Origin of the sequence: Streptomyces solincola (assembly GCF_002982015.1) — a bacterium.
Lineage (GTDB): Bacteria > Actinomycetota > Actinomycetes > Streptomycetales > Streptomycetaceae > Streptomyces > Streptomyces solincola.
The window spans coordinates 1-4,174 of sequence record NZ_PVLV01000657.1 but is presented as its reverse complement, the minus strand read 5'-3'; the positions used below and the strand labels follow the sequence as shown (position 1 = coordinate 4,174).

Genomic DNA, 4,174 nt, shown 5'->3' with positions numbered 1-4,174 from the left:
ACGCCAAGGAGACCCGCGTCCATGCGCAGAACCCGAACCCCCCACGGCAGGACCACGCCCGCCCCGCCCCGCCCGCGCTCCCGGACCGGCAAGCTGACCGCCGCCGTCCTGGCCGGCGCGCTGACCACCGCCGCGCTCGTCCTCGCCTCCCCCCGGGTGGAGGCCGCGCCCGCCGCCGAGCGGGACCCGGTGCTCCAGACCCGCGAGGTCTTCTCACCCGACGGCTCCATACGCACCGTCACGGTCGCCGGACAGACCCCGGCCGCGCCCGACGCCCGCTCCCGCCGGGCCGCCGCGGCCGCCACCGTGGAGCCGGTGGAGGTCAACGGCCCCAGCGCGTCCAAGGTCGACCTGGTCTTCGTCGGCGACGGCTACACCTCCGACCAGCTCGGCGCCTACCGAAGCCACGTCCGCTCCAAGACCGAGGAGCTGTTCGCGGTCGAGCCGTTCAAGAGCCACCGCTCGCTGTTCAACGTCTGGCAGGTCGACGTCGTCTCCCGGGAGACCGGCGTGGACGACGACCCCGCCCTGGGCGTGCGCCGCGACACCGCCCTGGACATGAACTACCACTGCGGCGGCATGGCCCGGCTGCTGTGCGTCGACGAGGCCAAGGCCGCGCAGTACGCGGCGGCCGCCCCGCAGGTCGACCAGGTCGTCGCCCTGGCCAACAGCACCACCTACGGCGGCGCCGGCGGCACGGTGGCCACCGCCGCCGGCGGCAACGCCCAGGCCGGGCAGATCGTCGTCCACGAACTGGGCCACTCGCTCGGCGGACTGGCCGACGAGTACGACAGCCCCGGCCGCCACCAGGGCGGCGAGCCGCCCGAGCCGAACGTCTCGGTGTACCCGCAGGCGACCATGAGCCAGTACCGGCTCAAGTGGTACCGCTGGCTGGGCCGGCCCACCCCGGACGGCGGCACCGTCGGCACCTACGAGGGCGCCAAGTACGCCGCCACCGGCATCCACCGCCCCAGCCAGAACTCGATCATGCGCACCCTGGGGCGGGAGTTCAACGCCCCCGGCCGGGAGACCATGATCGCCGCCTTCCACCGCAAGGCCGGCCTCGCCGCCAAGGCGCCCACCACCCGCGGCGCGAGCGGCGGCCAGGTCCTCGGAGTGCTCCCGCAGCGCCCCGACGGCCGCCGGCTCGCCGTCACCTGGCAGGTCGACGGCCGGCCGTACGCGCACACCGGCACCACGCTGGACACCTCCCGGCTCCCGGCCGGCTCCGGCGCCCGGCGGATCACCGCCACGGTGACCGACCCCACCCCCGACGTCCGCGACCCCGCCCTGCGCGCCCGCGACCTCACCGCCACCCTCACCTGGACCGTACGCCGCTGACGCCCCCGTCCGCGCCCGTACGCCGGGCGGGCCGCCGGTCTCACACCGGCGGCTCGACCGGCGCCGGGCCCAGCGTGGTGGTGCCGGCCGCCGCGTACCGGGCCAGGCCGCTGCGGTAGACCGCGACCGCCTCCTCGGTGCGGCCGGTGCGGTGCAGCAGGTCGCCCAGCAGCTTGCACAGGTCCGCCACGTCCCCGGCCGCCCCCGCCGGCCGCAGCAGCTCCAGGGCGCGCCGGTAGGAGCGCTCGGCCCCGCCGGCGTCGCCCCGCTCGTCGGCCATCAGCCCCAGCAGCCGGTGCGCGCCGCCCGCGTGCACCGCGCCGTGCTCCGGCCCCAGTCGCTCCAGCAGTCCGTCCAGCAGCTCCCCGGCCTCCCCGGCCCGGCCCCGGCGGCGCAGCACGTCCCCCAGCTCCACGCCCACCTGCGCCGCGAACAGCTCCGCCCGCCGCTCCAGCAGCAGTGCCCGCGCCGTCCGCAACTCGGTCTCCGCCTGCTCCAGTTCGCCGACCTGGGCGTGCACATAGCCGCGCATCCAGTGGCAGTGCGCCAGCTCCGTGCGGATCTGAAGCCTGCGGTACATCTCCTGCGCGCGGACCAGATGCTCGGCGGCCTCCTCGGTGCGCCCCTCGGCGATCAGGGTGCGGGCCACCCCCCGGTGCATCCGCGCCACCAGTGCCGGGTCCTCCACCCTGGGCGCCAGCGCCAGGGCCAGCTCCGCGGCCTGGGCGGCCCGGGTGTGCGCGCCCATGTCCATGTACGGCGCGATCACCGCCGAATAGAGCAGCACCAGCGCCTCGGGGTCGGGCAGCCCGGCCGCGTTCAGCCGGTCGATGGCGGTCTCCAGCAGATAGCAGGCGTACCGCAGGTCCCCGGAGAGCAGATGGGCCGTCGCCCGTCCGCGCAGGGCCGGCACCCTGCGGTGCAGCGGCGCGTCCGCCAGCAGGTCCTCCGCCGCCTGGAAGTGCGCGATGGCCTGCGGGAGCCCACCGGTCTCCAGGGCGCACTCGCCGAGGCCCAGCAGCGCCGCCGCCTCCTCCTCCGGCAGGTCGAGCCGGGCGGCGTCCTCCCGCACCGCCCGGAACAGCGCGTCCGCCGTGCGGGCGTCCCCGGTCGCCAGCTCGCGCCGGGCGTCGGCGGCCCGCAGCCGCACCTCGCCGACGAGCCGCGCCGAGCGCCCGGTGGCCAGCTCGTCGAAGCCCACCCCGAGCCGGTCCGCGACATGGCGCAGCGCCGCCTCCGACGGGCGGACCCGCCCCGCCTCCAGGGTGGAGATGTAGCCCGCGGTGTAGCTCGGCTCGGCCACCTGCCGCTGTGTCAGCCCGCGCTCCCGCCGCAGCCGCCGCACCCGTTCGCCCAGCTCCCGGTCGCCCGACTGCGCCTGCCCCCGGTCCGGTTCGCCCCGGTCCTCTCGGTCGCTCATGGGCTCCATGATCGCCCAGCGCCGTGAACCGGGTCGAGGCCCCGGGGGAAGACGCGTCCGGACGCAGGTCGCGCCCGGGCCTCGTCGAGGTCCCACGGCCGGTACGGATCCCCGCCGCCGCGGGTGCGGTCGGGGCCCCCGTGGCGGGGGTCCCCGGCCCCGGCCGCCCCGGGCCGCCTCCGCCCGAATCCAACGGGCCCATGTTGCGGCGGTGTTGCGGCATCGCGTACACGGGCGGGCGGCCCTTCCGCGACTCGCCCGAGGTGCCTAGGGTCGGCCGGAACAGTCCCTTCCACCGGTACGGGGAGAGGGTCGTTCGCCCTTCCCGGCCCGGCCCCCGCCGTGCCGCCCGAGGAGCCGCCATGTCCCGCTCGTCCTCGTCGGAGTCCGTCTACGACCACCACCGGCGGGGCCAGTGGGCCCGCGGCGAGGCGCGGGCCGACGGCGTCGCCCGCCGCGACCTGATGAAGCTCGCCGCCGCCGCGGGCACGGCCCTGCCCCTCGCCGCCACCGCTTCCCCGCCAAGTGCCGCCGCGGCCGCGGGCATCGTCAAGCCGCTGCCGCCGGAGCTGTTCACCCTGCGCGGCACCAACGCCGAGACCCGCTTCCCCGCACTGCGCGGCACCGGCCACCACACCCCCGCCGACCGCTTCTTCGTCCGCAACCACACCACCACCCCCCGGATCAAGGCCCGGGACTGGCGGCTCACCATGTGGGGCGGCGGACTGAGCGCCGGGCCCCTCACCCTCACCTACGACCACCTGCGCGCCCTGCCCGCCCGCACCCTCACCGCCTGCATCGAGTGCGCCGGCAACGGGCGCAGCTTCTACACCACCCAGCAGGGCCAGGACGTCAGCGGGACGGCCTGGACCCTGGGGGCGATCGGCGTGGGCCGCTGGCGCGGGGTGCGGCTCGCCGACGTGCTGAAGCTGGCAGGCATCACCCGGCGCGCCGTCGACGTGATGCCCCGCGGCCTGGACGACGAGGTGGTCGTCGCCGGGGCGAACCTCGGCCGGGTGCGCCGCCCGCTGCCGGTCGCCAAGGCCCTGGACGACGCGCTCCTGGCGTACGAGATGAACGGCGAGGAGCTGCCGCCGGACCACGGGTTCCCGGTGCGGCTGGTGGTCCCCGGATGGATCGGGGTCTCCTCCGTCAAGTGGCTCGGCGACATCGAGGTGGCCGACGTGCCGCTGTACTCGCCGTGGAACACCGACCTCTACCGGCTGTTCGGCCCCGGCCACCCCGAGGGCGGCAGCGCCCCGCTGACCCGGCAGACCATCAAGAGCGCCTTCGAGCTGGAGTGGGCGGCGACCCTGCCGGCCCGCCGCCCCACCCTGCTCACCGGCCGCTCCTGGTCCGGTGCCGCCCCGGTGCGCACGGTCGAGGTCAGCACCGACGGCGGTGCGCGCTGGC

General features: G+C 76.8%; 3 protein-coding genes. 2 read left to right on the top strand and 1 reads right to left on the bottom strand.

What is annotated here, in order from left to right:
• Positions 1-21 precede the first annotated feature (21 nt).
• A complete protein-coding gene (locus C6N75_RS28900; RefSeq protein ID WP_105871803.1) occupies positions 22-1,341 on the top strand; it encodes a M64 family metallopeptidase in 1,320 nt (439 codons plus the stop codon).
• A gap of 40 nt (positions 1,342-1,381) precedes the next feature.
• On the opposite strand, the gene C6N75_RS28895 is transcribed toward C6N75_RS28900, so the two are convergent.
• Positions 1,382-2,761: a helix-turn-helix domain-containing protein gene (locus C6N75_RS28895; RefSeq protein ID WP_105871802.1), complete on the bottom strand. Its 1,380-nt coding sequence runs from the start codon at positions 2,759-2,761 to the stop codon at positions 1,382-1,384.
• Between the two features lie 362 nt (positions 2,762-3,123).
• Here C6N75_RS28895 and C6N75_RS28890 point away from each other — a divergent pair.
• A partial coding sequence (locus C6N75_RS28890; RefSeq protein ID WP_105871801.1) for a molybdopterin-dependent oxidoreductase occupies positions 3,124-4,174 on the top strand: 1,051 nt, incomplete at its 3' end.